Source organism: Pseudomonas sp. MWU13-2105 (genome assembly GCF_023242315.1).
Lineage (GTDB): Bacteria > Pseudomonadota > Gammaproteobacteria > Pseudomonadales > Pseudomonadaceae > Aquipseudomonas.
This window is the reverse complement of the sequence record NZ_JALLIY010000008.1, coordinates 267,734-290,330: the sequence shown is the minus strand read 5'-3', so window position 1 is coordinate 290,330 and position 22,597 is coordinate 267,734. Positions and strand designations below refer to the sequence as shown.

The window sequence follows — 22,597 nt, the reverse complement described above, 5'->3', positions numbered from 1 at the left end:
TGGCGCCCGATCCGCTCCCACTAGGTATGCGTTCAAGCTTGAGTAAGCAGCATTGGGCAACTACCCGGAATTATTCAAAGTCCGGGTCCTGCCGCGCATTCGAAGCCTGCTCATAGCCGTGGGCTATCGCCAGCAGCTCATCCTCGCTCCAGCGCGCACCGTAGAAATACACCGAGGTGGGCATGCCATCGACGTCCATGCCCGAAGGCACGGTAATCCCCGGATACCCGGCGAAGGTTGCGCTGCCCAGTTCAAGCACCGCGAACGGGTGGGGGTCCCCCAGTGCCGCATCCAGTCCGTTGTCCGCCAGCAGCTTATCGACGTTGCTGCGCGCCTCATCGCGCAATCCATCCGACAGCTTCAGGTACTCGGTTTCGTCAAACACCAGCGCATTGGCTCGCTTGAGCAGGTCCTGGTTGTATTTTTCCGCACCGGGATTCTTTTCGTTGTAATCCACCAGTTCCTGAAAGGTGGAGACTTTCAGACCTGAGCGACTGGCCAGGTAAGCAGGCAACACCCGTTTGATCGTCATATCGAACATGCGGCTCACCCGCGACCAATCGTTGTCACTCCAATCGGTCCCCTTCAAGTCCACCGGAACCAGCTGCGCACCGGCCCGGCGCAGGGTATCCAGGGCCTGGGCAAACTGCGGATGCTCGTTCAAGGCTTCGCTGCCAGGCTTGAAGCGGCTGGGATAGCCAATGACTTTTCCTTGCAGGGCATCGGCTGTCAGTTTTTGCGTGTAATCCTTACTCGCGGGCACTTGCGCGGTAGCCGGGTCCCGCGGGTCGAGCAGCGCCATGGCATTCAGGAGCAAGGCGGCATCGCGCACCGTACGCGTGATCGGCCCCGCGCTGTCGAGTTCGCGGGAAGCGGGAATGATGCCCGTGCGGCTCAGCAACCCCACGGAAGGTTTCAGACCGACAACGCCATTCTTCGACGCTGGGCAAATCACCGAGCCGAAGGTATCGGTCCCCAACGCCAGGGGTGCATAGCCCGCCGCGATCGCAGCGGCGGAACCCGAACTGGAGCCGCAGACATCGCCATCCAACGCATGCGGATTCCTGGTCAGCCCACCGCGACCGCTCCAGCCATAAGGCAGTTCATCTCCGCGAAAATTCGCCCACTCGCTCATATTGGTCTTGCCCAGGATGATCGCGCCCTGCTCGCGGAGTTTTTGCACAATGAACGCATCGTCAGCCGCCGCGGCGCCCACCATGGCCAATGAACCGGCGGCGGTCTGCATCTAGTCGGCGGTGTGGAGATTGTCCTTGAGCAACACCGGGATGCCATGCAGCGGACCGCGAAGGCTGCCCGCCTGGCGCTCTTCATCCAGCGTACGGGCAATCGACAAGGCTTCGGGATTGAACTCGATCACTGCCTCGATGGCCGGACCGAACGAGTCGAGGTCGGCTGCACGGGAGATGAGATAACTCACCAGTTCCTGCGAAGTGAAACGCTCGTCGGCCAGCGCCTGCGCCACCTGCGTGGCACTGGCATAGACCATCCCCGCCAACACATTGTTTTTCATCGAGGCCACTGCCGGGAATACGGGTTTGTCGGGGCTGTTCGCCTGACTGACAAGCGGGGTCAAACAAAGGGCGGGCAGTAACACCAACCGGATGAGCGCCGCGGCGCGCTTTCTGAGCATTCGATTCATGACTTCGTGTCCTGATAAAACCAGACGCCAGTGATCCATTTCACTGGCGGCGGTCATCCTAATGGGCGCTTCCGTCAGAAGCGCCGGACACAATCGGTTGCAGGTTGAGTGAAAAATCAATGCAAACCGTGAGACAGCCTAGCGCGCCGTGATCGGCGTTGGCGCCTCTTCCGGGCGCTCCACTTCCAGCCACCAGGCGTACCCACGATGGGGCTGCAGCAGGTTGAAGGCTTCACCCATCCGTGGCGTGGTGATGGACACATTGCCTTCCCAGGCCAGGGCCAGGATACGGTCGAACGGTTCATGCCAGGCATGGAAGGACAAGTCGAACGTGCCGTTATGGATCGGCAGCAACCAACGCCCCTTGAGATCCAGGTGAGCCTGCAGGCTCTGCTCCGGTTGCATGTGCACATGCGGCCAATCGACGTTGTAGGCACCGGTTTCCATCAGGGTCAGATCGAATGGACCGTAATGTTCACCGATATGCTTGAACCCCTCGAAGTAGCCACTGTCACCGCTGAAGAAAATCCGCTGGTCAGCCACCATCATCACCCAGGACGCCCACAGCGTCTGGTTGTTGTCGAACAGCGTGCGCCCGGAAAAATGCTGCGCCGGGGTGGCGGCGAAGCGAATGCCACCGACCTGGGTTTCTTCCCACCAGTCCAGTTGCCGGACTTTGTCAGCGGGGATGCCCCACTTGATCAGCAGATCGCCCACCCCCATGGGCGTGAGGAAATAGCGCGTCTTGGCGGCGAGTTGCAGGACGGTCTTGTAGTCCAGATGGTCGTAATGATTATGGGAAAGAATCACGCCCTCGATAGGCGGCAGGTCTTCGAGACTGATGGGCGGTTGATGAAAGCGCTTGGGCCCGGCCCATTGCACCGGCGACGCACGTTCGGCGAACACCGGGTCGGTCAACCAGAACAGGCCCTGCAGCTTGAGCAACAAGGTCGAATGGCCGAGACGAAATACACTGAAATCTTCCGCCGCCAGCAACTGCTCGCGGGTCAGCCCCTGGACCGGGACACTACCGGATGGCCGGGTACTGCGGGGTTTGTGAAAGAGCATTTTCCAGAAGATACCGAGCATCTTGCCAAACCCGCCCTGGGGGGTCGGCGCATGATTGCGGTATTGCCCCTGCTCCTGCAAGGACGAGGGTTTGGCGCGGATAAGCGAACGGCTGGTCATAACGAGGTGACTCCCGGAAACCGCCAAGGGTTCCCACGTTCTTCTGCTGGATGATCAATGGCCGCTGCACGCAAGCCTTGAACCGAGGAAATACCCGAGTAGAGCAACTACACTACACAGTGTAGTTTCAAGCTTGCAACAAGGCTGCCGATAAGTAAACTACCGAGTGTAACTTTTCTTCTCCTGCCGAAGCCGCCCATGACCGCTCCCCTACGCCTGACCGACCGCAAACGTGAAGCCATCATCCAGGCAGCTATCGAGGCCTTTCGCGCCGACGGTTTCGAAGCCACCAGCATGGACAAGATCGCCGCCAAGGCCGAGGTCTCCAAGCGCACGGTGTACAACCACTTCCCCAGCAAGGAAGAGTTGTTTGCGGAAATCATGCACCACCTGTGGGCCAGCAGCGCGGCACACGTGGATATGTCCTACCACCCGGATCGCAGCTTGCGTGAGCAATTACGCGAATTGTTGGCCTTGAAACTGCGCCTGCTCAGTGAAAACAGCTTCCTCGACCTCGCCCGGGTGGCGATCGCCGCCACCATCCACTCCCCAGAACGCGCCCAAGGCATGGTCGCGCGCCTGGCCGAACAGGAAGAGGCCTTCAACCAGTGGATTCGCGATGCCCAGGCTGACGGAACCTTCAAACCCGTGGACCCGGCGTTCGCCGCAGCGCAGTTGCACGGCCTGCTCAAGACCTTCGCCTTCTGGCCACAGATCAGCCTCGGTCAACCCCCTTTGGATCCATCGACGCAGAGCCGCGTCATAGAATCGTCGCTGGATTTGTTTCTCGCCGGCTACGAAATCGTCAAATAGCCGGCACAGACGGCCAAAGCCACCTCAAGACCTTTGAAATGGCTTGGAAGGACACTGATTATTCTTTACGGAATGCTTGAGAATATTCATCCTCCTTATCCGATGAACGGCCGTTCCGTGCAGAACACCGCCCAGGTGTTCAGATGAAAAAGTGGCGCAAAAAACCTATGCAAATCCAACGAGGCAAAGGGCTATCGTTTGCCAAGCGCATTTACCTGCCCCGCACGGTAGGCGTTGGTATCGGCTGCTTCAGCGTAATCGCCGCACTTTACCCGTTGGCCATGCCGATGTGGATCTGGGTACTGCTCGCAATCAATGCCGTGGCCTGGCCGCATCTGGCCTATCAGATCGCCAAGCGCTCGCCCTTCCCCTATCGGGCTGAACGCCGCAATATCCTGATCGATTCGCTGATGGGCGGATTCTGGGCCGCGACCATCCAGTTCACGCCCCTGACCACCATCAACATGCTGGCCTTGATGGCCATGCACAATGTCGCCGCCGGCGGGCCCCGCCTGATGGCCCAAGGGCTGGTCGCCCAGGCCGTCGGCATCCTGGTGTCCTGGCTGATCTTCGCCCCGGCCTTCAACCCGCTGACCACACCGATACAGATCTACAGCGTGCTACCGGTGCTGATCCTCTATCCCCTGGTGATTGGCATGGGCTGCTATCAACTGGCGATCAAACTGGCCGAACACAAACGCGCGCTCAGCGCCCTGAGCCGCACCGACAGCCTGACCGGCTTGCTCAATCACGGCTCCTGGAAAGACCTGCTGCACCTCAAGTACCACAAATGCCGCTACAGCCAGTGCCAGGCGGTGATTGCCCTGATCGACATCGACCACTTCAAGGCCATCAACGACACTTATGGCCACCTGGTCGGCGACAGCGTGCTGCGCCAGTTGAGCAAGGACCTGCGCGACAACCTGCGCGAAGACGACCTGGCCGGACGTTATGGCGGCGACGAGTTTTGCGTGATCCTGCCGGAGATGTCACTGGAGCGGGCCAATGACGTGATGGAGCGCCTGCGTGAAGCCTTCGGCAACTACCGCAATGCCGAGGTCCCGGAACTGCGGGTCAGCCTGAGTATCGGCCTGGCCTCCTGCCGCAAGGACTTCAACGATGCCGGCGACTGGCTGAACGAAGCCGACAAGGCGCTCTATGTCGCCAAGAACACCGGGCGCAACAAGGTCAACAGCGCCGAAGAAGACAGCGCTGAGGGGTGCGCGTGCAACCTGGTCAACTCGGCTTGAGCCACCCCGTCGGTCTGAAAGGCCCAGCCCTCAGTTGTACAGTTTCACATTGCTTTGTATAAGAAAGAAATATCAAAAGGCCACTATTCAGCCTGCATTTTTCTGAACGATCACTTGGGTACAGGACATTTGCACCGCTCAGGAATTTCATGGGTGCGGCAGTGCAGTGTTCTGACTCGAAAATGGTTTGCGGCCACATACGCCGCGGTGAACTGCCAGCCATGGAGCGCTGGCACGGGCTGTCGCTTCCCTTGTCCGTACGCGGACAAGCCGCAAGCCGCATGACCATGGACTGACTCTCACGTTGTACCCCTCTCCGAGCAGACGCCATGCTATTTAATGCCAATAAGAAAGTCATCAGTGCCCTGCAACAGTCCCTGACCGAACAAGCCAACCAGCTCAGTGCCATCGAGCGCTCCATGATCGTGATCGAGTTCGACCTCAATGGCACGGTCTTGCGCGCCAACGAGAATTTTCTCAAGGCCACCGGTTATCGTCAGGAACAGGTCGTGGGCCAGCCACACCGGATGTTCTGTACCCCCGCCTACGCCCGCAGCAGCGAATACAGCCAGCTCTGGACGCGGCTGAAGTCCGGCCAGTTCGAAGCCGGGACCTTCGAGCGGGTCGCGGCCGATGGCCGGATCGTCTGGCTGGAGGCCAGCTACAACCCGATCAAGGACAGCAACGGTAGTGTGTGCAAGGTCGTCAAATACGCCCTGGACATCACGGCCAGGGTGCAACAGGAGAGCGAGGCCAACGGCAAATTGCAAGCCATCGACCGGGCCATGGCGATGATCGAATTCAACCCTGACGGCAGCGTGATCGCCGCGAACCAGAACTTCCTCAGCTTGATGGGCTACACCCTGGCGGAGATCCAGGGCAAGCATCACAAGATATTCTGCAAGCCGGCCACCACCAACAGTAGCGAGTACCAGGACTTCTGGCGTCGGCTGAACCAGGGGGAGTTCTTCAGTGGCCAGTTCGAACGTGTCGCCAAGCGGGGCCAGATCGTGTGGCTCGAGGCCAGCTACAACCCGGTGTATGACGCCAGTGGCCGGCTGTGCAAGGTGGTCAAGTTTGCCTCGGACGTGACCAGCCGCGTCGAGAAACACGAACAGGATGCCAAGAGTGCGAACGAGGCCTACCACATTTCCGTCGAAACACGAAAAGTCGCCGAGCACGGTACCGGCGTTATCCAGCAGGCGGCCGCCGAAATGCGCGAAATCGCCTCGAACATCGAAGGTTCTTCAGCATTGATCGCCAAGTTGGGCGAGCGTTCCGAACAGATCACCGCCATCGTCAACACCATTCGCGGGATTGCCGACCAGACCAACCTGTTGGCGTTGAACGCGGCCATTGAAGCGGCCCGGGCCGGCGAACAGGGACGCGGTTTCGCGGTGGTCGCCGACGAGGTGCGCTTGCTGGCAGCGCGCACCAGCGGCTCGACCGCGGAGATTTCCGGCATGATCGGCATGATCCAGAACGAAACCCTGCAAGCCATCGACAGCATGAACGGCACCCGCGACCGGGCCGCCAAAGGGGTCGACCTGGCGGACCAGGCAGGCACGGTGATCCTGCAGATTCGCGAAGGCGCCAGTAATGCGGTGCAGGCGGTGAGCATGTTCGCCGGCGAGCGCAACTGATCCTCCGCGGGCCAGACAAGGGCGCCAGGGACGGCGCCAGCAGTGGCGGATGGGGCTATAGTGAACCCTGATTCCCACGCCTTGCAGAGTTCGCCATGTCGCTAGAAAGCCCCGCAGAGAAAAGTCCCGAGACCACCGCCGTCCCCATCGACCACCTGCGCTTCCACCGCCCCCATGCCCACTTGTCCACCACCTTCGGCAACGACACCTTTGCCCTGAAGGCCGAAGCCTTTGCGCGTTTCTTTGGTACGCCGACGTTTCTCGGCGCGCAGACACTGATCGTCGCGGTCTGGATTATCCTCAACGTCACGGGCGTGACCCAGTTCGACGTCTACCCGTTCATCCTGCTCAACCTGGCGTTCAGCCTGCAGGCGGCCTATGCCGCGCCCTTGATTCTGCTGGCCCAGACCCGCCAGGCCGCCCGCGACAAAGCCCACGCCGACGCAGACGCCCAGCACCGCGAAGCCCTGGCTGTCGCCAATAGCGAACGCCAGGCCGCGGCAGCGAAAACCACCGAACAGCTGTTGACGTTGCTGGAACAGAACACCCATCTGACTGAAATGACCAAGCAACTGACCGAGCGTATCGAGGGCCTGACGCTGGAGATGCACGAACATTTCGTGCGTAAAACCTGACGAAACACCTCAGGCGGGTGTTCCGGCACCCTGCCCCAGGCGAATGGCCCGTGCCAGTTCATCGAACAAGGTCACCACCGAACGCAACGTCCGGCAATCGGGACGGGTCAGCAACCACAATGCCGTGTCGTAGCTCGGCGGCACCTCGGCCAGGGGCCGCAAGCCCTGCAGTTCGCCCAGCATGAAGTCCGGTAGCACGGCGATGCCCAACCCGGCCCGCGCCAGCTCCGCCACCGACAACATGCTGTTGCAACGGAAACTCGGGACCACCCCGGGAAAGCGCTGGCGACGCCAGCTCACGCTCGGATGATCGGGCAGAAAATCGTCCGGGGCGATCCAGGCCTGGCGCTCCAGATTCTCGATATCGAGCGCTGGCAAATACGCCGGACTGGCGCACAGTCGATAAGACACCGCGCCCAGGCAACGCCCCACCAGATGCTCCGCTGGCGAGTCGGTCAAGCGCAAGGCGATATCGGCGTCGCGACGGTTCAGGTTGGCGAAATCGTTGGAGGTACTGAGCTCCAGGGTCAGGGCCGGATAAGCCGGCATGAACCGCGCCAGTGCCGGTAACAGCAGCGTATGCAGGACCGAGTCGGTACAGGTCAGGCGCACCGTGCCACTGATCACCTCGCCGTCCTGCTCGATACTGACGCAGGCCACTTCCAGTGCCTGCTCGGCACGCTCCGCCTGTTCGGCCAGGGATTGCGCCAGGCCGGTGGGCAGATAACCGGCGCGACTCTTTTCGAACAGCTCCCGGCCCAGCGCGGCCTCCAGCCGGCGCACCGAACGGAACACCGTCGAGACATCGACCTTGAGCAATCCCGCCGCCCGCGCCAGGGAGCGCCCTCGGACCAGCGCGAGAATCAGCGACAGGTCGGCATGCTCCAGTCGATAGTGCGGCAATGCATTGATCAATTGCGGAGCTGCCTATATTGAATGCGTCGCCGCCACCTTATAGTTCGCCTCAGGAATCAACAAGCCTGGGGGAAATATCCATGGAGCAGCGCTCGCCACACAGCATCCTGAACATCGCCCTGATCGGCGATCACGACCCGCAGGTCAGCGCGCATCGCGCAATCCCCGTAGCCCTGCAACGGGCAGCCGCGGACGCCGGGCTGAACGTGCAAGCTCATTGGCTGGCCACCGACAGCCTGACGGCGCAGACCGACCTGAGCCTGTTCGAGGGTTTCTGGTGCGTGCCGGCCAGCCCCTACCGCAGCCTGGAAGGAGCACTGCTGGCGATTACCCACGCCCGTGAACAACGGCTTCCGTTCCTGGGTACCTGTGGCGGTTTCCAACACGCGGTCCTGGAATATGCACGCCATGTACTGGGCTGGACGGACGCCGAACATGGCGAAACGGCGCCCGACTCGCCGCACGCGGTGATTTCACCATTGAGCTGCTCGCTGCTCGACGCCCACCAGCGCATCGGCTTTGTCGAAGGCACGCTGATTGCCAAGGCCTACGGTGCCCTGGAAACCCATGAGGACTATCACTGCCGCTATGGCATCAACCCCGCGTTCGAAAACGCCTTGCTCGACGGCGACCTGCGCGCCAGCGGCCATGACGCCCAGGGCGATCTACGAGCCGTCGAACTCAAGGGCCACCCCTTCTTCGTCGCGACCCTGTTCCAACCGGAGCGCGCGGCGCTGGAAGGCCGTACCCCGGCGCTGGCCGGCGCGTTCCTGGCAGCCTGCGCGAGTCATCGGCAATGATTGCCCGGACACCGCAACCGCCTTACTACGCGGTCATCTTCACCTCCCTGCGCACCGAGGGTGATCAAGGCTATGGCGCAGCGGCACAACGCATGCTCGAACTGGCCCGACAACAACCGGGCTTTCTCGGCGTGGAGTCGGCCCGGGGCGAGGACGGCCTGGGCATCACCGTGTCCTACTGGAGCAGCGAAGCGGCGATCCTGGCCTGGAAACAACACGCCGAACACAGCGAAATCCGCGAACGCGGTCGCTCCACCTGGTACCAGGCCTTTCATACCCGGGTGTGCAAGGTCGAGCGGGCCTACCCTTTCTCGCATTGACGGCCAAAGTCACCTCAGGAGGCGCTGAGCGCCCTGCGCAGCGCCACGATCTCGGGAACATCCACACGCCGCTGGTACACCCGTAGCGGCTCGCTGATGTTGATCCGGTCATCGATATTCTGGTCCAGCAACAACTGAATCCGCTCGCGACTTAGGCTCATGGTCTCGTCCAGGGTCGGCACCCAGACAAACTCGCAGGCCGGGAAGATGGCGTCATCCGCCACATCCATGCCGAAGGCGTCCTCGCTGAAGCGGACGATGTACTGGTCGGTCTTGCGATTGAAACCGACAAACCCCCTGAGTTGGTCGGCGGCCTGGCAGATAAGCTCGGATGTGATCGACATGGTAAACCTCGCTGAAGAGCCACAAGGCTCATGGATGGATGGTTTACACGCAGGGCATGCCTGTCCCTCTGGCGGGGAAATGGGCGACAAAGCCTGGCGCACAATACCCGAGGAAAGTACCGAAAACCGGATCTGGAGCACGTTTGTGTCGGTTTCGCGATAGCCGCTGTAGCAATCAGTTGTTAAAAGGAAGCTCTGACATTCACTCTCTGCGAAAGGAATTCGAGCATGCCCGTCAACTTCACCAAAAGCGCCCTGGTCCTGAGCCTGCTGCTGGGCCTGGGCACTGCCGAGGCCAACAGCGCCGCCAACGTCGCCGCCTCGGCCGGCATTCCCCATCCCGCGGTGATTGCCCACCGTGGTGCGTCCTTCGATGCCCCGGAATCCACCGCTGCCTCCTACACGCTGGCCCGCGACCTGGGTGCCGACTACCTGGAAATGGATCTGCAACGCAGCAAGGACGGGGTGATCTTCGCCCTGCACGACAACAACCTGTCGCGCACCACCGACGTGGCCAGCAAGTTCCCCGAGCGCAAGGACAGCCCGGCCAACGAGTTCACCTGGGCCGAGCTGCAAACCCTGGACGCCGGCAGCTGGTTCAACAAGGCCTACCCCGAACGGGCGCGTCCGGCCTACGTTGGCCTGAAAATCCTCAGTCTGGACCAGATCATCGACATCGCCCAGGCCAATCCGAAGCACCAGCCTGGCCTGTACATCGAAACCAAGGAACCCAAGCAATTTCCCGGGATCGAGCATGAGCTGAAGAACAAACTGCAAGAGCGCGGCCTGTTGAGCCCGACCCAGGTGGTGTCCAAGGAACAGCCCCAGGTTGGCCAGGGCAAGGGCAAGGTGATCCTGCAGACCTTCGAGAAGAGCAGCCTGGAACTGTTGCAAAAGGAAATGCCGGACACGCCGAAGATCCTGCTGCTGTGGGTCGGTGAAGGCAGCATCGAGCCCAAGTCGAAAGTGAGCTTCGCCGACTCCGGCGAGAAGACCAAGGCCGCCTACTACGCCAAGCAGGAGCCCAAGGACAAGGCCGAGTTCGAGAAATGGGTCGACTACGCCAAGGCCCAGGGCGCCATCGGGACCGGCCCGTCGGCGGAACTGACCCAGGGCGGCGACCAGAGCTATTCGGACTTGGTCAAACCCTGGATGAACCAGTACACCCACGACAAGGGCATGCTGGTGCATGTCTACACCGTCGACACACCGACGGACTTCAAGAAGGTGCTGGGCGCGGGCGTCGATGGCATCTTCACCAACCGCTCGTCCGAGTTGCTCAAGTACTTCAAGCGCCCATCGCCGAAAACCATACCGCAGATTCTTGAGGCCAACGGGTACTGAGCACTTTCTTGAAAGCCACACCCGACCTGTAGGAGCAGGGCTTGTCGGATCGCCGCACCGCCGCGAAGCTTTTCGCGACCTCAAGGCCCCCTTCGCCGGCAAGCCAGGCTCCTGCAGGTTCCGCGGCACCTGGTGGATTTATAGGCCGCCAGCGCTTACCAGAGCGCCACGGTATAGCTGAGAATCAGCCGGTTCTCGTCCAGATCATTGCCGAAGTTCGAGCGCACCGTCGCATTGCGCCACTTCACCCCCAGCCCTTTGAACGTGCCGTCCTGGAACACATAGCCGATGTCGGTGTTGCGTTCCCATTCCTTGCCTTCGCCCGGGATCGTTCGTTGCACGTTATCGCCGGAGACGTAGCGGGTCATGAAGGTCAGGCCCGGCAAGCCCAACTGCGCAAAGTCGTAGTCATAACGCACCTGCCAGGAGCGCTCGTCGATATTGGCGAAGTCGCCGATCTGCACGAAGTTCACCAGGTACGGATCGCTGTGCCCGATGTACGGGAACGGGTCCTTGCCGCTCATGCGCTGATAGCCGAAGCCCAGGGCATTGCCCTTGAACGCATAGGTGAACATCCCGCCCAATGCGCGGTTATCCAACGGACGGAAGTTGCCGTCCTCGCTGCTACGGGCGTAACGCAGGTCGCTCTTCAAGCTCTGGCCCTGGCCCAGGTCCCAGTTATGCACCAGGCCGAGGAAGTTCTGCTGGTAGACATTCTCCAACTTGCCATAGCGATATTGGGTCAGCAGGTTGGGCAACCACTGGTAGTCCGCCCCGGCGAACTGGAACTTGTCGCTCGAACCGCCAATGCGGTTGGCCGTCATCTTCTGATCATCGGTGGAGTCGACGTAGCGGATCTGGTTGAACGAGCCCCCGGTCAGCCTCAAGTGGTCGATTTCCTGCACGTTCAACAACCCGCCCTGAAAGGTCCCGGGCAACAGGCGGGTATCGTTGGAAATGATCACCGGGTCCTTCATCTGGAAGCTACCGACCTTCAGGGTGCTCTTGGAAATCCGCACCTTGGCGGCCGCCGCCAGCTTGCCGTAGCTGTCCTGGGAGCCGCCGTGGCGGGTGTCCGCCGGCAACAGGCCGGTGCCCGCGGTGCCAGGTCCCGAGTCCAGTTTGTAACCGATCATGCCCAGGGCATCGAGGCCGAAACCCACGGTGCCTTCGGTATAGCCGGACTCCATGCGCAACAGGAAACCCTGGGCCCATTCATCGGCTTTTTCCCGGGAGCCCGGCTGGCGAAAATCGCGGTTGAAGTAGAAGTTGCGAGCTTCCAGGGTACCCTTGCTGTCGGCGAGGAAATCCGCCCGGGCGCCCGGTGCCCAGAGCAGGCCCAGGCCCACCAGCGCGCTGGCTGGCACGAACAAACGTGATAAATAATCGAACGACTTCATGGTGTGCTCCTTTATTGCGGACGCAAGCCGACCCTCTCGGGGGCGTTGGGATCGCGACCGATGTGGTTGAAACGTCAGGATCAGTAGTCCCTGGGCCCGCCGGACCCAGGTGCCTCGGACATCAGCTCTCGAGCTGGCGACCGCGGGTTTCCGGCAGGCTCAGGGCCGCCAGGATCACCACCGCGTAAGCACCGGCGGCAAACACGCCGATACCGACGCCAATCGGCAGGGTTTCACTCAGCGCGCCGATAAACAGCGGGAACAACGCGGCGATGGAGCGCCCGGCGTTATAGCAGAAGCCCTGGCCCGACCCACGCATGCGGGTCGGAAACAGCTCGGTGAGGAACGCCCCCATGCCGGCGAAGATGCCCGAGGCGAAGAACCCCAGGGGAAAGCCCAGCCAGAGCATCCAGGTGTTATCGATGGGCAGTTGGGTATAGGCCAGGACGATGCTCATGGAGCCGACGGCAAAGAGGATGAAGTTCTTCTTGCGGCCGATGGCGTCGGTCAGCAATGCGCTGATGACGTAGCCGACATAGGAACCGACGATCACCATCGCCAGGTAACCGCCGGTGCCCAATACACTCAGGCCACGCTCGGTTTTCAGATAGGTCGGCAACCAGGTGGTGATCGCGTAGTAACCGCCCAGCGCGCCGGTGGTGAGCAACGACGCTCGCAAGGTGGTGCTGAGCATCCGTGGCGCGAAGATCTCGAAGAAGGCCCAGGGCGAAGGCTTTTCCGCCTGGCTCAGACGCTCGCCCCGGGACTGCTCGAAGGTATCGGACTCCTTGACCAGCCGGCGGATCACCAGCACGAACAGCGCCGGTACCAGGCCGACCATGAACAACGCCCGCCAGGCCTGTTCCGGCGGCAGGAAGCTGAACAACCCGGCATAGAGCAGCGCCGTCAGCCCCCAGCCCAGCGCCCAGCCGGCCTGCACCATGCCCACCGCCTTGCCGCGATCCTGGGAGCGGATCACCTCGCCGATCAGCACCGCGCCGGCGGTCCACTCGCCACCAAAACCGAAGCCCATGAGTGTGCGGGCCACCAGCAGTTGATCGTAGTTCTGCGCCAGGCCGCACATGAAGGTGAAGAAGGCAAACCAGAGCACCGTCAGCTGCAGGGTGCGCACCCGGCCGATGCGGTCGGAGAGAATCCCGGCAATCCAGCCGCCGGCCGCCGAGGCCAGCAAGGTCGAGGTGCCGATCAGCCCGGCATCGCCCTTGGAAATGCCCCAGGTGGCAATCAGGGTGGGAATCACAAAGCTCAACATCTGGGTGTCCATGCCGTCCAGGCCATAGCCGATCTTGCAACTCCAGAAAGTGCGCTTTTCATTTTTGCTCAGCGGGCCGTACCAACTGAACGGGCCGGCACGGCGCGTCCCTGAAGGCACGGGGTCAGTCATGGTGTGTTCCATGGAGGGGTTCCTGCGGCAGCAAAGGAAGATGACGGACACGCCTCGTTGTTTTTTTGTGAAGGCGTTGTCGTGGAGAGCCGATGCAGATGCGCTACATCGTGGAGTGGATTCTTCGCGCCGCGGCGGTGCAGCGTCAAACGGGAAAAAAGCCGGTCAATGCATAAGAAAAGTTGATGGCCCCTCAGGGACCTGTGCCGGAAAACAGGAGTGTCGCGTGCAACCGCGGATCAGTTTTTCTTGTTCGCAATAACAGATTTTCTCGTTGGACGAGGTGCTCGCCACACCCTAAAAAGGCCTCGACCCAACACCGGAGAGAAACTCGATGAACCTGCCTGCGCTGTCCTTCGATCAGTTGCGCCATCTGGCGCCGCGCGCCTTGCGCCGACATATCGCCACCGACCAGTATCAGGGCCACACCAGCGGCCTGGGCCTGGGCCGGGTACAAGCCAATATCGTGATCTTGCCAGGGGACTGGGCCGACGAGTTCCTGCGCTTCTGCACCCTCAATCGCCAGGCCTGCCCGATACTCGACATCAGCCAACCCGGCGACCCGATCTTCCGCCACCTCGGCGAAAGCGTCGATATCCGCCACGACGTCCCCCGCTACCGGGTCTATCGCCAGGGCGAACTGAGCGAGGAGCCGCGGAACATCAAGCACCTCTGGCGCGACGATATGGTGGCCTTCGCTATCGGTTGCTCCTTCTCCTTCGAACAACCCTTGCTGGATGCCGGCATCGATCTGCGTCACGTCAAATTGGGGCGCAACGTGGCGATGTTCCAGACCAATATCGAGACCCGCCCCACCGAACGGCTAAAGGGCAAACTGGTGGTGAGCATGCGACCGTTGAAGGCCGCCGACGCGATCCGGGCAGTACAGATCACCGGGCGCATGCCCAATGTGCATGGCGCGCCGGTGCACATCGGCGACCCGCGACTGATCGGCATCCATGACCTCGGCGCACCCGACTACGGTGACGCCGTGCCACTGGCCGACGATGAACTGCCAGTGTTCTGGGCCTGCGGCGTGACCCCACAAGCGGTGGTGCAAGCGTCACGCCCACCGCTATGCATTACCCATGCGCCGGGCTGCATGCTGGTGAGCGATCTGCACAATCACAGCCTTTGACTCAGGCGGTGGTGTTCACCGTACTGCCCGATGTGCTGCTGCCTTCTTCCTGCAAGGCGTTGGTCAGGGCGGCGGTGACCGTTGAAATGGAACCGGAAATCGCAGACACCTGCGACTCCGCGGCCGCTACCGCGGTGGCCTTGGCGTCCGGGGAATCATTGCTCGCCTGAGCCTTCTGCATTTGCTGCTCCGCTTGCTGCAACTGCTTTTGCAGATCGGCCAGTTGCTTTTGCAGCTCCTTGACCGTATCGGAAGAAGAGCTGCTGCTGGAGCTGCCGCTGCCGCCCGACGCGCCGCCGGCGCCCGCCGCTTGGCTGCCGCCGGCCTGGGTGGTGCTACCCGCAGCCGCCGTGGCGCTGGTGCTGGTGGTGTCGGTAGCGGCGGTGCCGGTGGTCTTGTTGGCGCTGGTGCTGGTGCTGGTGCTGGTAAGCGTTGGGGCAATGTTGACCGAAGTGATGCTGACCATGGGGATCTCCCGATTCAGTTATGGGCAGTCATGTCATCGACAACCTTTCAACATGATTGAGATCGATTCTGTATCACACGTGTCAGCGTCCCGATACACGGCCACCTCCGTGTGGCCGCGGATCAGCCGGCGAGGCGCGCCGTCACCTCATTCAACTGCCCCGACAAGCCGTGCAGGTTCTGGCTCGCGGCTTCGGTGCGCTTGACGTTGTCCAGGTTGGTACTGGCAATAGCGGTGATCTCGGTCAGGTTGCGCGAAATGTCTTCGGCCACCGAAGTCTGCTCTTCAGCGGCAGTCGCGATCTGACGGTTCATGTCGCGGATCGCCTCCACGGCGGTGGTGATGCGTTCGAGCATGGCACCGGCCTCGGTCACCTGCTCGACGCTCTCCTCGCTACGGGCCTGCCCGCCCTCGATGGCCTGGGCCGCATCCACCGCACCGGTCTGGACCGAATGGATGATCTGGTTGATCTCGATGATCGACGCCGCGGTGCGTTGGGCCAGGCTGCGCACTTCATCGGCGACCACGGCAAAGCCGCGTCCGGCTTCACCGGCGCGGGCGGCCTCGATGGCGGCGTTGAGCGCCAGCAGGTTGGTCTGTTCGGCAATCGCGCGAATCACTTCGAGCACCTTGCCGACCCGTCCGCTGTCGGCTTCCAGGCGCCGGATGACCGTGGCAGTGGTGGTGATCTCGCCGCGCATGCGGGTAATGGTCTCGATGGTCGATTGCATCACCAATTCACCCTGCTGCGCCGCGCGATCGGCATCATCCGCCGCCGTGGCGGCGTCCCCGGCGTGACGGGCGACCTCCTGGGCAGTAGCGGACATTTCAGTCATTGCCGTGGCCACCTGGTCGGTACGTTCGAACTGTTCGTGGGTGCCGTTGGCCATCAGGCCGGCAATCGACTTCAGCTCGCCACTGGCGCTATCCAGGTCCGAGGTGCTGCGCTTGAGATGGCTGAAGGTTTCGGCCAGGAAGTCGCGCAGGGTATTCGCTGCTACCGCGAGGCGACCCAGTTCGTCCTGGCGATCGGCGTTCACCCGATTGTCGAACTTGCCATGGCTCAATTGCGCCACGTAGTCGATCAGGCGGCGGATCGGCTCCACCAGGTTGCGGTTGACCAGCCACAGGCTCAACAGACCGATCAACAGCCCCGAAACCAGCAACACCAGGATGCCGACCCAGATGGTCCGTTCGGCGAGGGCACTGATCGCCTGCGACTGCTCATCACCTTGCTGGCGCAACTGGGCAACCAGGGTCTTCATCTGCTCGCTGGCGGCACGGTCGACGCCCTTGACCGCCTGGTCACCGGCGCTCGCGTCGGACCCGGCCGCCAGGTAAGCCTCGCGGCCTTTCAGATAGGCAGTGCCCAGCACCCGATGTTCTTCTCGTAACTGTTCGATCTGCGACTTGAGCCCTGCGTCCATGCCCGGCTGGCTGGCCAGACGGCCAAGGATGTCCTGCACATCGCGCTGACGCGCTTCAAACTGCGACCAATAGCGGTTGAGGTCCTCCGGTTGCTTGCCGCGCAACAGGACGTCCTTCCACTCCTGCACCTGCGCCTTGAATTGCACGTTGGCCTCGTCGATCAAGTGCGAGGTGCGCAGGGGGCCAGCGAGCAAATCCCGATAATCCTGGACGCCATTGGACAAGAGGTGAAAACAGGTCAGCGCGATCAGCAACATGGCGATCAGGCTGCCGCTCAGGAGCGTGAGCAGTTGGGCTCGCAGGGATTTTTTCAGCATCGACGGAGTCTCTCGACAAGGATTGAATGCTCCCCGTGGGGAACACAAGCAGTCGAAACGTCCCTGTCAGCGACAACCGGGCATACAGTCAAATGGATGGTGGCTTACATCCAATGGCATCGGCCGGGCGGTACGGCACTTGAGCCGAGCCGACCATCGGTCAATGCAACACAGGATACCTGTCGGCGTGTTGGGAAAAGCTCCATCCCCCGCCAACACAGAAACCGTCACAAAACTGTCAAAGAGCCTTGCGATGATGAACCCCGCGAATCTGTAAAAAAATGTTTCAGGCGTTCCACTTCAGCGAGCCTTCATGAACCACAGCCTTGACCAAAGCCATCGTGACCCGGATCTGTTCGGCCTGCTTTACGGATTTCGCTTCCGCACCGGCGAACGCGGCGAGGAAATCGACTCGGCCACCGCCCTGCAATGCCTGCAACAACCGGAGGATCCCGATGAGTTTCTCTGGCTGCACCTGAACCTCGCACACGCCGCCTGCGAGCGTTGGATGAAGACGCACCTGCCGTTGCCCGAGGAGTTTTTCGAGGCCCTGCACGAAGGCTCGCGCTCAACCCGTATCGAACATGTCGACAACGCCTTGCTGGCGGTAGTCAACGACGTGGTGTTCAACCTCAGCAGCATGGTCTCTTCGGACATTTCCACGCTGTGGGTCTGTGCCCGCAGCAGACTGCTGATCAGCGCGCGCCTGCAACCGCTGCACTCGGTGGACAAGCTGCGTTCCTCGGTCAAGGCCGGCGAACGCTTTCGCTCGCCGCTGGAATTGCTCGTGCACCTGTTGCGCGACCAGGGTGAAGTGCTGACCCAGATCGTGCGCAAGACCAGCAGCAGCGTCGACCAGATCGAAGACCAGTTGCTGGCCCTGCGCCTGAGCAACAACCGCGCCGAACTGGGCGCCATGCGCCGGATACTGGTGCGCCTGCAACGCCTGCTGGCCCTGGAACCGGGCTCGTTGCTGCGACTGCTCAACCGTCCGCCGCAATGGCTACAAAAGGAGGACGTCAAGGAACTGCGCAAATCCACCGAAGAGTTTTCGCTGATCCTCAGCGACCTGGAAGCCCTCGGCGAACGGATCAAGCTGTTGCAGGAAGAAATCGCCGCCAGCCTCAACGAACAGAGCAACCGCACCCTGTTCACCCTGACCGTGGTAACGGTACTGGCCCTGCCAATCAACATCATCGCCGGCTTCTTCGGCATGAACGTCGGCGGCATCCCGCTGGCGGGCGACCCGCAAGGCTTCTGGATCCTGGTGGCACTGGTGGTGACCTTCACTGTGCTGGCCGGACGCTGGGCGTTTCGCAAACGTCAGGATTACTGATCTGGCGCAGTCAACCTGTAACATTTTGAAACGATCATGGCTGGCATCCGTTCTCAAATAGGATTCCCCGGCATGGCTACCCCGTCATTGACTAATGCCTCGCCCGCCCAGGACGCAGGTAAACCCCAGTTCGAAAGCACTCCCCGCTCGCGCTTCGTCAACACCCTGATCTTTTTCGCGGTGCTGCCCATGGCACTGTTGTTCACCGCCTACAGCCTGATGCATGACATGCACGACTTCGGCACCGTGGTCACCACCTGGACGCCTTTCCTGCTGCTCGGCGTGGCGTTGTTTATCGCCCTGGGCTTCGAGTTCGTCAACGGTTTCCACGACACCGCCAACGCCGTGGCCACCGTGATCTACACCCATTCGTTGCCACCGCATTTCGCGGTGGTCTGGTCCGGCTGCTTCAACTTCCTCGGCGTGCTGCTCTCCAGTGGCGCGGTAGCCTTCGGCATCATCGCCCTGCTGCCGGTGGAACTGATCCTGCAAGTCGGCTCCTCGGCCGGCTTCGCGATGATTTTCGCCCTGCTGATCGCCGCCATCCTGTGGAACCTCGGCACTTGGTGGCTGGGCCTGCCGGCCTCCTCCTCCCACACCCTGATCGGCTCGATCATCGGCGTCGGCGTGGCCAACGCGCTGATGCACGGGCGCGACGGCACCAGCGGCGTGGACTGGAGCCAGGCGACCAAGATCGGTTACGCCCTGCTGGTGTCGCCACTGGTGGGCTTCTTCTGCGCCGCCCTGCTATTACTGGCCCTGCGCCTGCTGGTGAAGAACCGCGCGCTGTACAAGGCGCCCAAAGGCAACACACCGCCACCATGGTGGATTCGCGGCCTGCTGATCCTGACCTGCACCGGCGTGTCCTTCGCCCACGGCTCCAACGATGGGCAAAAAGGCATGGGCCTGATCATGCTGATCCTGGTCGGCACCCTGCCGATGGCCTACGCGTTGAACCGTACCATGCCGGCCGACCAGGCACTGCAATTCGCCGCGATCGCCGAAGTTACCCAGCAGGCGTTGGTACGCAGTGCACCGCAGCCGGCCCCCGCCGACCCGCGTCAGACGCTCTCGGTGTATGTGCGCAGCAAACAGCCGACGCCGGAACTGATCCCGGCGCTGGCCGCCCTGGCCGGCAATATCGGTACTGAGGTCAAGAGTTATGGCTCGCTGGCCAAGGTTCCGGCCGAAGCCATGGGCAACGTGCGCAATGACATGTACCTGAGCAGCGAAACCATTCGCCTGATGGACAAGGACAAGATCGGCAACTTCGACGCCGATACCCAAGCCAAGCTGCAGCTGTTCAAGCAACAGATCGACGGCGCCACGCGCTTCATTCCGCTGTGGGTGAAAATTGCCGTGGCCATTGCCCTGGGCCTGGGCACCATGGTCGGCTGGAAGCGTATCGTGGTCACCGTCGGCGAGAAGATCGGCAAGACCCACCTGACCTACGCCCAGGGCGCCTCGGCGGAAACGGTCGCCATGCTGACCATCGCCGCGGCGGACATGTACGGTTTGCCAGTGTCCACCACCCATGTCCTGTCCTCGGGCGTCGCCGGGGCCATGGTCGCCAATGGTGGTGGTTTGCAGATACGCACCATCCGCAACCTGGTAATGGCCTGGGTCCTGACCCTGCCGGCGGCGATCCTGCTCTCGGGTAGCCTGTACTGGTTGTTCACGCAGATTTTCTAAGCCCCGCCCCCTCGATGAGCGCATGCCCAGACATGCGCTCATCCTCAAGCGTCGCCCAACTCCTCCTGCAGCACCCGCCCCAACCAGTCCATGAACACCCGCACCCGCCGGGGCAGATGGCGTTGCTGGGCATACAGCAACGACACTTCCAGCGGCGCCGGCAGAGCATCGGGCAATACCGTCACCAACGCACCGCTGTCCAGATGCTTGCGCACGCCCAGATACGGCGCCTGGATCAAGCCGAACCCGCCCAGGCAAGCCGACTCGTAGCAATCGGTACTGTTCACCGTGACACTGCCGGCCATCGGCACCTGCTGCAACTTGCCGTTTTGCAGGTACTCGAACCCCGGGGAACGAGCCCCCAACATCCCGACATAGTGGATCAGCCGATGCCCGCCCAGGTCGGCAACGGACTCCGGTCGACCATAACGCTGCAAGTAGGCGGGACTGGCGCAATTGGCCATCGGCAGCTCGCAGACATGTCGCGCTACCACCGATTGATCAGGTTGCGCACCGACCCGCAGCACACAGTCGAAGCCCTCGCCTAACAGATCGACGCGGCGGTCGGTACTGCTGATTTCCAGTTCGATGCGCGGATGCAGCGCCATGAATTCCGGCAGACGCGGCATGATCACGCGACGAGCCATGACGCTGGGCATATCGAAACGAATGCGCCCGGCCAGCAAGGCCGCATCCTGGCGGAACAAGCCCTGCAACTCATCCATCTGCGCCAGCAGGTCCTTGCTGCGTTCATACAGCACCAACCCGTCCTGGGTCGCTTGCACCTTGCGCGTGGTGCGTTGCAACAGCCGCGTGCCCAACAGTTCCTCCAGCGCCTGGACATGCTCGGACACGCTGGACTTGGGCAGCCCGAGACTTTCTCCCGCGAGGGTAAAACTCGACAGTTCGCTGACCCGGATAAAGGTTCGCAGCAAATCCAGCTTGTTCATGACAGCGCCTTTCTATTGTTCGGAACAGGCGATCAGTGTTTCCGATTTTCCGGCGTTTATCCAATCATGGACGGACAAATACACTTTCCTCAGCGTTATCCACTCCTTGAGGAACACGACATGACTCGTAAAATCGCCCTGATCACCGGTGCCAGCCGCGGCCTTGGTAAAAGTGCCGCGTTGCACCTGGCCGCCCAGGGTGTCGATATCATCGGCACCTACAACAGCCGGGGCGATGACGCCCGGGATGTGGCGGCGCAGATCGAAAAGCTCGGCGCTCGCGCCAGCATGCTGCAACTGGATGTCAGCCTGATCGGCAGTTTCAAGGCCTTCAGCGAAGGCGTTGCCCAGGTACTGGCCACGGTCTTCGACCGTGAGCAGTTTGATTTCCTGGTGAACAATGCCGGGGTTGGCGTGCATTCGCTGTTCGTCGACACCAGCGAAGAACAGTTCGACCAGTTGCTGAACGTGCACTTCAAGGGACCGTTTTTCCTGACCCAGAAACTCTTGCCATTGCTCGCCGACGGTGGTCGCATCGTCAATATTTCCAGTGGCCTGGCGCGCTTCAGCCTGCCGGGCTATGCAACCTATGCGGCGATGAAAGGCGCTATGGAGACCTTGACCCGTTACCAGGCCAAGGAACTGGGCGCCCGCGGGATCAGCGTCAACTGCCTGGCCCCGGGTGCTATCGAGACCGACTTCGGCGGCGGTAGCGTGCGTGACAACAAAGACCTGAATGCCTATGTCGCGGCCAACACCGCGCTGGGGCGTGCCGGCTTGCCGGACGATATCGGCGGCGCCATCGCGCTGCTGCTGAGTGACGCCGGCCAGTGGATCACCGGGCAGCGGATCGAGGCTTCGGGCGGGATGTTCCTGTAAATGCACCGGTGCCTGAACTGACGCCATCGCCGGCAAGCTAGCTCCCACACAGTCCGCGCCAAACCTGACCCGGTGGCGCGACGCAAAACCTGTGGGAGCCGGCTTGCCGGCGAGGGGGCCCATCAGCCGACAACGCCTCCCAGGTCGGTGGCTGGGCTCGCTTACAATGTGTATGGCCGCCTTTGGCGGTTCGCGAGCAAGCGCTGCTCCTACAGGGTTGTGCGGAGCAGCAGACGTTCGCGCACCCGGTCATAGGCCCAGTGATACAGGTAGGTGTAGGGCAGGAAAAACAGCAGCACGCCGATATCCAGCAGCAGAGCCGCCAACAGGCTGAGATCCAACCACCAGGCCACCAGCGGCACGCTCACCACGACCAGGCCGCCTTCGAACAGCAGGGCATGGAGCATGCGGGTCCAGACGTTCTGCGCCAGGGCGAAGCGCTCGCGCATCCGGTCGAACATGCCGTTGAACAACACGTTCCAGCCCAGGGCGATAAAACAGTTGGCAACCGTCACCACGCCCATGTCCAGCAGCGACTTGCCCATCACCCAGGCGAACAATGGCGTACACAAGAGCACGGCGAACACCTCGAAGCCGATGGCTTGTAAAACACGTTCGGTAAAAGACTTGCCGGGGGTCATGACGGACGCCTCCATTGATGTCTGAAGGTTGTC

At 61.8% G+C, this 22,597-nt stretch carries 20 protein-coding genes and 1 pseudogene; 11 read left to right on the top strand and 10 right to left on the bottom strand.

From position 1 onward, the window contains the following. Positions 1-70: 70 nt before the first annotated feature. Positions 71-1,507: pseudogene (locus M5B96_RS14305) on the bottom strand (amidase family protein). Positions 1,508-1,798: 291 nt separating this feature from the next. Then, the gene (locus tag M5B96_RS14300; RefSeq protein WP_248797303.1) at positions 1,799-2,848 is read right to left on the bottom strand and encodes an MBL fold metallo-hydrolase; all 1,050 of its coding nucleotides are present in this window, start codon (positions 2,846-2,848) and stop codon (positions 1,799-1,801) included. A gap of 198 nt (positions 2,849-3,046) precedes the next feature. On the opposite strand from M5B96_RS14300, the gene M5B96_RS14295 reads away from it, so the two are divergent. From M5B96_RS14295 to M5B96_RS14280, 4 genes are all read left to right on the top strand, one after another. Next, complete coding sequence (locus M5B96_RS14295) at positions 3,047-3,661, top strand: TetR/AcrR family transcriptional regulator (protein WP_248797302.1); 615 nt, start codon at positions 3,047-3,049, stop codon at positions 3,659-3,661. 167 nt (positions 3,662-3,828) lie between these two features. Continuing rightward, positions 3,829-4,911: a diguanylate cyclase gene (locus M5B96_RS14290; protein ID WP_248797301.1), complete on the top strand. Its 1,083-nt coding sequence runs from the start codon at positions 3,829-3,831 to the stop codon at positions 4,909-4,911. A gap of 329 nt (positions 4,912-5,240) precedes the next feature. After that, a complete protein-coding gene (locus M5B96_RS14285) occupies positions 5,241-6,554 on the top strand; it encodes a methyl-accepting chemotaxis protein (RefSeq protein WP_248797300.1) in 1,314 nt (437 codons plus the stop codon). A 95-nt stretch (positions 6,555-6,649) separates the two neighbouring features. Further along, positions 6,650-7,189 (top strand): DUF1003 domain-containing protein, encoded by a 540-nt coding sequence (locus M5B96_RS14280; protein WP_248797299.1) that lies wholly within the window; start codon positions 6,650-6,652, stop codon positions 7,187-7,189. Positions 7,190-7,198: 9 nt separating this feature from the next. Here M5B96_RS14280 and M5B96_RS14275 read toward each other — a convergent pair whose 3' ends face one another. Continuing rightward, complete coding sequence (locus M5B96_RS14275) at positions 7,199-8,104, bottom strand: LysR family transcriptional regulator (RefSeq protein ID WP_248797298.1); 906 nt, start codon at positions 8,102-8,104, stop codon at positions 7,199-7,201. An 80-nt stretch (positions 8,105-8,184) separates the two neighbouring features. On the opposite strand from M5B96_RS14275, the gene M5B96_RS14270 reads away from it, so the two are divergent. Together M5B96_RS14270 and M5B96_RS14265 are read left to right on the top strand one after the other, a co-directional pair. Then, positions 8,185-8,904 (top strand): CTP synthase, encoded by a 720-nt coding sequence (locus tag M5B96_RS14270; protein WP_248797297.1) that lies wholly within the window; start codon positions 8,185-8,187, stop codon positions 8,902-8,904. Then, positions 8,901-9,224 carry an antibiotic biosynthesis monooxygenase family protein gene (locus M5B96_RS14265; RefSeq protein WP_248797296.1) on the top strand — a complete coding sequence of 108 codons (324 nt, stop codon included), beginning with the start codon at positions 8,901-8,903 and terminating at the stop codon, positions 9,222-9,224. Before M5B96_RS14270 ends, M5B96_RS14265 begins: the two co-directional genes overlap by 4 nt. 14 nt (positions 9,225-9,238) lie before the next feature. Here M5B96_RS14265 and M5B96_RS14260 read toward each other — a convergent pair whose 3' ends face one another. Further along, positions 9,239-9,568, bottom strand: coding sequence for a DUF2025 family protein (locus M5B96_RS14260; protein ID WP_248797295.1), 330 nt, complete (start codon positions 9,566-9,568; stop codon positions 9,239-9,241). Between the two features lie 228 nt (positions 9,569-9,796). Here M5B96_RS14260 and M5B96_RS14255 point away from each other — a divergent pair, with 228 nt between their 5' ends. Then, positions 9,797-10,912 (top strand): glycerophosphodiester phosphodiesterase, encoded by a 1,116-nt coding sequence (locus M5B96_RS14255; protein WP_248797294.1) that lies wholly within the window; start codon positions 9,797-9,799, stop codon positions 10,910-10,912. A 155-nt stretch (positions 10,913-11,067) separates the two neighbouring features. Here the strand turns inward: M5B96_RS14255 and M5B96_RS14250 are convergent, their stop codons facing one another. Further along, on the bottom strand, positions 11,068-12,312 hold the full coding sequence (locus M5B96_RS14250) for an OprD family porin (protein ID WP_248797293.1): 1,245 nt from the start codon (positions 12,310-12,312) through the stop codon (positions 11,068-11,070). Positions 12,313-12,433: 121 nt separating this feature from the next. After that, entirely contained in the window at positions 12,434-13,717 is a 1,284-nt protein-coding gene (locus tag M5B96_RS14245) for an MFS transporter (RefSeq protein WP_248797292.1), read from the bottom strand. 334 nt (positions 13,718-14,051) lie between these two features. Here M5B96_RS14245 and M5B96_RS14240 point away from each other — a divergent pair, with 334 nt between their 5' ends. Then, on the top strand, positions 14,052-14,855 hold the full coding sequence (locus M5B96_RS14240) for a putative hydro-lyase (protein WP_248797291.1): 804 nt from the start codon (positions 14,052-14,054) through the stop codon (positions 14,853-14,855). Between the two features lies 1 nt (position 14,856). Here M5B96_RS14240 and M5B96_RS14235 read toward each other — a convergent pair whose 3' ends face one another. Continuing rightward, a complete protein-coding gene (locus M5B96_RS14235) occupies positions 14,857-15,321 on the bottom strand; it encodes a hypothetical protein (protein ID WP_248797290.1) in 465 nt (154 codons plus the stop codon). A gap of 122 nt (positions 15,322-15,443) precedes the next feature. Beyond that, the gene (locus tag M5B96_RS14230) at positions 15,444-17,066 is read right to left on the bottom strand and encodes a methyl-accepting chemotaxis protein (RefSeq protein WP_248797289.1); all 1,623 of its coding nucleotides are present in this window, start codon (positions 17,064-17,066) and stop codon (positions 15,444-15,446) included. 313 nt (positions 17,067-17,379) lie between these two features. Here M5B96_RS14230 and M5B96_RS14225 point away from each other — a divergent pair, with 313 nt between their 5' ends. After that, entirely contained in the window at positions 17,380-18,402 is a 1,023-nt protein-coding gene (locus M5B96_RS14225) for a transporter (RefSeq protein ID WP_248797288.1), read from the top strand. A gap of 72 nt (positions 18,403-18,474) precedes the next feature. Then, positions 18,475-20,094: an inorganic phosphate transporter gene (locus tag M5B96_RS14220; protein WP_248797287.1), complete on the top strand. Its 1,620-nt coding sequence runs from the start codon at positions 18,475-18,477 to the stop codon at positions 20,092-20,094. Positions 20,095-20,138: 44 nt separating this feature from the next. Here the strand turns inward: M5B96_RS14220 and M5B96_RS14215 are convergent, their stop codons facing one another. After that, positions 20,139-21,044, bottom strand: coding sequence for a LysR family transcriptional regulator (locus tag M5B96_RS14215; protein ID WP_248797286.1), 906 nt, complete (start codon positions 21,042-21,044; stop codon positions 20,139-20,141). Between the two features lie 120 nt (positions 21,045-21,164). Here M5B96_RS14215 and M5B96_RS14210 point away from each other — a divergent pair, with 120 nt between their 5' ends. Beyond that, complete coding sequence (locus M5B96_RS14210) at positions 21,165-21,923, top strand: SDR family NAD(P)-dependent oxidoreductase (protein WP_248797285.1); 759 nt, start codon at positions 21,165-21,167, stop codon at positions 21,921-21,923. 209 nt (positions 21,924-22,132) lie between these two features. Here M5B96_RS14210 and M5B96_RS14205 read toward each other — a convergent pair whose 3' ends face one another. Further along, a complete protein-coding gene (locus tag M5B96_RS14205; RefSeq protein WP_248797284.1) occupies positions 22,133-22,564 on the bottom strand; it encodes a multidrug/biocide efflux PACE transporter in 432 nt (143 codons plus the stop codon). Positions 22,565-22,597: the final 33 nt, after the last annotated feature.

Excerpts from the sequence above, each read along its gene's own strand:
- M5B96_RS14210 (WP_248797285.1), top strand. The coding sequence starts at position 21,165 with ATGACTCGTAAAATCGCCCTGATCACCGGTGCCAGCCGCGGCCTTGGT.
- M5B96_RS14220 (WP_248797287.1), top strand. The coding sequence starts at position 18,475 with ATGGCTACCCCGTCATTGACTAATGCCTCGCCCGCCCAGGACGCAGGT.
- M5B96_RS14215 (WP_248797286.1), bottom strand. The coding sequence starts at position 21,044 with ATGAACAAGCTGGATTTGCTGCGAACCTTTATCCGGGTCAGCGAACTG.
- M5B96_RS14265 (WP_248797296.1), top strand. The coding sequence starts at position 8,901 with ATGATTGCCCGGACACCGCAACCGCCTTACTACGCGGTCATCTTCACC.
- M5B96_RS14295 (WP_248797302.1), top strand. The coding sequence starts at position 3,047 with ATGACCGCTCCCCTACGCCTGACCGACCGCAAACGTGAAGCCATCATC.
- M5B96_RS14250 (WP_248797293.1), bottom strand. The coding sequence starts at position 12,312 with ATGAAGTCGTTCGATTATTTATCACGTTTGTTCGTGCCAGCCAGCGCG.
- M5B96_RS14260 (WP_248797295.1), bottom strand. The coding sequence starts at position 9,568 with ATGTCGATCACATCCGAGCTTATCTGCCAGGCCGCCGACCAACTCAGG.
- M5B96_RS14240 (WP_248797291.1), top strand. The coding sequence starts at position 14,052 with ATGAACCTGCCTGCGCTGTCCTTCGATCAGTTGCGCCATCTGGCGCCG.
- M5B96_RS14290 (WP_248797301.1), top strand. The coding sequence starts at position 3,829 with ATGCAAATCCAACGAGGCAAAGGGCTATCGTTTGCCAAGCGCATTTAC.
- M5B96_RS14245 (WP_248797292.1), bottom strand. The coding sequence starts at position 13,717 with ATGACTGACCCCGTGCCTTCAGGGACGCGCCGTGCCGGCCCGTTCAGT.
- M5B96_RS14225 (WP_248797288.1), top strand. The coding sequence starts at position 17,380 with ATGAACCACAGCCTTGACCAAAGCCATCGTGACCCGGATCTGTTCGGC.
- M5B96_RS14255 (WP_248797294.1), top strand. The coding sequence starts at position 9,797 with ATGCCCGTCAACTTCACCAAAAGCGCCCTGGTCCTGAGCCTGCTGCTG.
- M5B96_RS14235 (WP_248797290.1), bottom strand. The coding sequence starts at position 15,321 with ATGGTCAGCATCACTTCGGTCAACATTGCCCCAACGCTTACCAGCACC.
- M5B96_RS14300 (WP_248797303.1), bottom strand. The coding sequence starts at position 2,848 with ATGACCAGCCGTTCGCTTATCCGCGCCAAACCCTCGTCCTTGCAGGAG.
- M5B96_RS14280 (WP_248797299.1), top strand. The coding sequence starts at position 6,650 with ATGTCGCTAGAAAGCCCCGCAGAGAAAAGTCCCGAGACCACCGCCGTC.
- M5B96_RS14230 (WP_248797289.1), bottom strand. The coding sequence starts at position 17,066 with ATGCTGAAAAAATCCCTGCGAGCCCAACTGCTCACGCTCCTGAGCGGC.
- M5B96_RS14270 (WP_248797297.1), top strand. The coding sequence starts at position 8,185 with ATGGAGCAGCGCTCGCCACACAGCATCCTGAACATCGCCCTGATCGGC.
- M5B96_RS14205 (WP_248797284.1), bottom strand. The coding sequence starts at position 22,564 with ATGACCCCCGGCAAGTCTTTTACCGAACGTGTTTTACAAGCCATCGGC.
- M5B96_RS14285 (WP_248797300.1), top strand. The coding sequence starts at position 5,241 with ATGCTATTTAATGCCAATAAGAAAGTCATCAGTGCCCTGCAACAGTCC.